1 pseudogene is annotated in these 446 nt (G+C 67.5%); it reads right to left on the reverse strand.

The window, feature by feature from the left end:
• Positions 1-446: pseudogene (locus tag ACFHWU_RS29415) on the reverse strand (IS5/IS1182 family transposase); the annotation flags it as partial.

Consider the following 446-nt stretch of genomic DNA (forward strand, 5'->3'; position numbering starts at 1 on the left):
CGGTCAGGGTGTCCCAGTCGATGGTGAACGCGTCGGTGTCGAAGGCGCCGCTACTCTTGCTCTGCCATTGGTTTCCGTGACCGACCGGTCCGATCAACTCGATACGGTGTCGGTCTGCCGCGTGCAGGATCTCGTCGGCGGTGACGTAGGCGGAGTCGGCCAGATGCTCGACCGGGGCCAGATCGCGTCTGGCCAGGGTTTCGTGCACGCGCGCGGTGGTGTCGATGTCGGCCTCGGTGGCCGGCACGGTGTCCACATAGGTGATCAGGTGCGGGCGAGCGTCATCGCAGCCCTCGCTGATCTGGACCTTGTAGCCGTTCCAGCCGGCGCCACGTTTGACGCTGTAGCGCGTGTCGGGGTCGTAGGGCGAGGTGATCGCCAGAGCGCCCGGGGCACGGCCGTGGGTTTCGCGTGTGCGCCAGTGCAGTCCGGCGGGATCGCGGTAG

This window comes from Micromonospora sp. LOL_015, from assembly GCF_048060275.1.
GTDB lineage: Bacteria > Actinomycetota > Actinomycetes > Mycobacteriales > Micromonosporaceae > Micromonospora_E.